This is a genomic window from Sphingomonas sp. CCH9-E2 (assembly GCF_001557215.1).
Lineage (GTDB): Bacteria > Pseudomonadota > Alphaproteobacteria > Sphingomonadales > Sphingomonadaceae > Sphingomonas.
The window spans coordinates 1-4,057 of record NZ_LSJM01000253.1 but is presented as its reverse complement, the minus strand read 5'-3'; the positions used below and the strand labels follow the sequence as shown (position 1 = coordinate 4,057).

Sequence of the window (4,057 nt, the reverse complement as noted above, 5' to 3'; positions counted from 1 at the left end):
CGCCCGCCTCGCCCGCGGCCTCCCGCATCGTCAACAGCGCACGATAGATCGGCTCGGCCTCGGCATAGCGCTTCAGCTCGTCCAGATTGACTGCCCGCGCACGCAGGACCGCGGCGCGTGCGGCCGGGTCGGGGACGCGGGCGGCGTCGAATTCGGCCAGCGCACGGACAAACGGCGCGTCGGCCTCGGCAAAGCGACCCTGTCCGGTCAGGCAGGCCGCAAGCGTGCTCCACGCGGCGGCGCGATCGGCATGCCCGACCGGCAGCGCAGCTTCCGCCACCGCGACTGCCGCGCGTGCGATCGGCTCGCCGCGCGCCGGATCGCCCTCATAAGCCTCGACATTGGCCAGGCTGAGCATCACGTCGAAGCAGCGCAGCCCCGACGGCGCGCCCGCATTGCACTCGCGCAGCGCACGCTGCAGCTCGGTCACCGCCGCCGTCGCGTCCCCCGCCGCGCGCGCCTGGACGAAGGCGAGCGGCAGCGGCCAGCGCTGCCCCAGCGTCCATGCCGCTGCGACCTGGCGCTGGAACAGCGGGCGGTGCCGCTGCAACTCGGTTCGCGCGCCCGGACTGAACCCGCGATAGGCGTCCATCCGCGCCAGCGCTGCCACGCCCGCGGCGCGGGTCAGCGACCGGACCGCGTCGGGCGCGCGTCGCCGCCGCTCGAGAAAATAGGACAGCTGGTCGAGCGCGGCGATCCGCTCCGGATGGTCGCCGGCCAGCGCGCCGGCGCGAGCGACCGCCTGCCGATAGAGCGCCTCCGCCGCGTCATGCGCGCGCCGCAAATACAGGCAGTCGGCCAGACGCACCGTCGCGACCACGATCTGCGGATGTCCCGGCGGAAAGGCCGCTTCGGTCAGCGTCAGCGCCTTGCGCAACAGCGGCTCGGCGGCCTCCAGCCGGTCGAGTTCGACCAGCGTCACGCCGGTATTGAGATAAGCCTGGGCCAAGTCGGGATGGCCCGACGGCAATGCCGCTTCGCGCAGCGCGAGTGCGGCCCGGATCAGCGGCTCGGCCTCGTCAAGGCGGCGCTGCGCCACCAGATTGGCGGCCAGGTTATTCATCGCGCGCGCAATATCGGCGCTACCCGGCGGCCCGATCTGCTCGCGCAAGGCCAGCGCCCGGCGCGTAAACACCTCGCCCTCGGCATAGCGCGCCAGTGCGAACAGCACCGACCCGAGATTGGCATAACCCGCCGCCAGGTCCGGATGGACTGCGGGCAGATGCGCTTCCTTGAGCGCCAGGGCTTCGCGCAGCGCCGCTTCCGCCTCCTCATAGCGTCCCGCGTCTTGCAGGCAGCTGGCGAGGTTGTTGAGGCTCACCGCGACCGCAAGCGGATCGGCCGGCACCGCGGCCCGGCGCAGTGCCAGGCCCGCGCGCAGCAGCGGTTCGCCCTCGGCCGGGCGTCCCTGGCGGGCGAGGTTGAGGCCAAGCTGGTCCAGCGCCGATGCACGCGCCGCCGCATCGCCCGGGCGCGCCGCTTCCACCTCGGCAAGATGGGCCCGCCACCAGCGTTCGGCCTCAGCATCACGCCCGGCCGCCGCCAACCGTTCGGCACGCTGGCGGGCCGAACTGGCATCGACAGGACGATCGGGCGCGGCATGCGCCGCCGCTATACCGGGAAACGCCGCGCCCAGCAGCACCGCGATCCCCAGCATCGATCCCGCTTTGACCATGCCGTGCCATATCATCCCGTTGCGCCAGCGAAACAGTCAAATCCGGTGGCGCGCCGGCTCCCTGTCCGACCCGGTGGCGCAGCGCCGTCATCCCTGCTAACGCCGCGCGCGCTATGACCGAATACACCTCCGATCTGCTCCGCACTTTGTCCGACCGTGGCTACATCCACCAGGTCACCGACGCCACCGCGCTCGACGCGCTGGCCGCCAAGCAGATCGTGCCCGGCTATATCGGCTTCGACCCCACCGCGCCCTCGCTGCATGTCGGCAGCCTCGTCCAGATCATGCTGCTGCGCCGCCTCCAGCAATCGGGCCACAAGCCGATTGTGCTGATGGGCGGCGGCACCGGAAAGATCGGCGACCCCAGCTTCAAGGACGAAGCGCGCAAGCTGATGACCGACGACGTCATCGCGGCCAACATCGCGTCGATCAAGACGGTGTTCGCCAAGTTCCTGACCTTCGGCGACGGCCCAACCGACGCGGTGATGGTCGACAATGCCGACTGGCTCGACAAGCTCGAATATATCCCGTTCCTGCGCGACATCGGCAAGCATTTCTCGATCAACCGGATGCTCAGCTTCGACAGCGTCAAGCTGCGCCTCGACCGCGAACAGTCGCTATCGTTCCTCGAATTCAACTACATGATCCTCCAGGGCTACGACTTCCTCGAGCTGTCGCGCCGCGCCGGCTGCCGCCTGCAGATGGGCGGGTCGGACCAGTGGGGCAACATCGTCAACGGCATCGAGCTGTCGCGCCGCGTCGACGGGACCGAGGTCTATGGCGTCACCACTCCGCTGATCACCACGGCCGACGGCGGCAAGATGGGCAAGACCATGTCGGGCGCGGTGTGGCTCAACGAAGACGCGCTCCCCGCCTTCGATTACTGGCAGTTCTGGCGCAACACCGACGATCGCGATGTCGGCCGCTTCCTGCGCCTGTTCACCGACCTGCCATTGGACGAGATCGCCCGCCTCGAAGCGCTGCAGGGCGCGGAAATCAACGAGGCGAAGAAGATCCTCGCCACCGAAGCCACCGCCATGTGCCGCGGTCGCGACGCCGCGCTCGCGGCTGAGGAAACGGCGCGCAAGACGTTCGAGGAAGGCGCGTCGGGCGACGCGCTCCCGACCCTGTCGGTCAGCGGCGAGATCAGCGTCGTCGACGCCCTGATCGGCCTCGGCTTTGCCGCGTCGAAGGGTGAGGCCCGCCGCCTGATCAAGGGCGGCGGCGCGCGCATCGACGGCGAAAAGGTCAGCGACGAGGCCGCGACCGTCACGGTCGGTGCGGCGGAGGTGCGCGTCTCGGCGGGCAAGAAGCATCACGGCCTGCTCCGCGCCGAGTGATCACCCCCTGTAGGACTACGTAAGTAACCACTGGTAACCAATCCGGTTGCGGAGCTGTTTACGCCCGCCAGCCTACCCAGATTGGTATCGAGCCACGAATCGTGGGGGCCAGTGTGAGTTACCAGTTCTCGTCCATCGTGCGCGCCACCGCGGTCGACACCGACCGCCGGACCATCGAGCGCGACGAAGTCCACTACCGCGCCCGCGCCTTCGGCCCCGACGCCCAGCCGCGCACCCTGCTGATCGTCAACATCTCCCCCCACGGCCTGATGGCCCGCTGCGAACACCCATTCGCCGAGGGCGACCGTTTGCGCGTGATGCTCCCGGTGGTCGGCGTGGCCCCTGCCGAGATCCGCTGGGCGCTCGGCGGCCGCATCGGGGTGAGCTTCGACAGTGCGATCGACCTGGCGAGCTATTACGAGCTGCTCGCACAGATGCTGAAGGCGGGCTGACCCTTCTAAGCCCCTCCCCTTCAGGAGTATCGGGTCGGCCATGCCCCCGGCATGGCCGACCCGATACTGGGTTGGGGTGGGGCAGCGAAGTCTCACCGAGACCGACACTCATGCCGACACCACCGGGCCGCTGCTCTCAAGATTGAGCGTGTAACTCCGCTCCCCGTTGAAGTCCCCGGCATAGTCCAGCCGCGTGACCAGGAACCGCCCGGTCATCGTCTCGCCGCTCTCGAAGCTCAGCCGGTAATCGTCGATCACCCCGCTCAGCGCATTGCCGCGGATCCGCGTCTCCGCTGCCGACCCGGTAAATACCCCCGCCGCCGACACGCTCACCGATCGCACCCCGGCGCCGGACAGCAGCTCACGCCACGCGCCCGAATCCTTCGACGTGATCGCCACCGCCTCGCCATTGACGCTCAGCTGCGTCGTGCGCAGCCCCGCCACCGTCGCATAGGCGACCGGCGCCCCGCCATCGCCCACCTTCAACAGGAACGCGCTTCCCTTCTCCACCGCCATGTTGGTATCTCCTTGGTTCGCGGCACCGGCCCGCTCCCCCACCCGGCCACCCATCGGCAGGATATTCTGAAATG

General features: G+C 69.3%; 4 protein-coding genes. 2 read left to right on the top strand and 2 right to left on the bottom strand.

The genetic code is table 11. The features are described from left to right. Positions 1-1,675, bottom strand: a 1,675-nt coding sequence (locus AX681_RS11810; RefSeq protein WP_197424285.1) for a tetratricopeptide repeat protein, incomplete at its 3' end; no start/stop codon positions are given. 113 nt (positions 1,676-1,788) lie between these two features. Here AX681_RS11810 and tyrS point away from each other — a divergent pair. After that, entirely contained in the window at positions 1,789-3,015 is a 1,227-nt protein-coding gene (tyrS, locus tag AX681_RS11805; protein WP_066660348.1) for a tyrosine--tRNA ligase, read from the top strand. Positions 3,016-3,128: 113 nt separating this feature from the next. Then, positions 3,129-3,467 carry a PilZ domain-containing protein gene (locus AX681_RS11800; protein WP_231733745.1) on the top strand — a complete coding sequence of 113 codons (339 nt, stop codon included), beginning with the start codon at positions 3,129-3,131 and terminating at the stop codon, positions 3,465-3,467. 108 nt (positions 3,468-3,575) lie between these two features. On the opposite strand, the gene AX681_RS11795 is transcribed toward AX681_RS11800, so the two are convergent. Beyond that, positions 3,576-3,983: a phage major tail protein, TP901-1 family gene (locus AX681_RS11795; protein ID WP_066660359.1), complete on the bottom strand. Its 408-nt coding sequence runs from the start codon at positions 3,981-3,983 to the stop codon at positions 3,576-3,578. Positions 3,984-4,057 lie beyond the last annotated feature (74 nt).

Excerpts from the sequence above, each read along its gene's own strand:
- tyrS (WP_066660348.1), top strand. The coding sequence starts at position 1,789 with ATGACCGAATACACCTCCGATCTGCTCCGCACTTTGTCCGACCGTGGC.
- AX681_RS11795 (WP_066660359.1), bottom strand. The coding sequence starts at position 3,983 with ATGGCGGTGGAGAAGGGAAGCGCGTTCCTGTTGAAGGTGGGCGATGGC.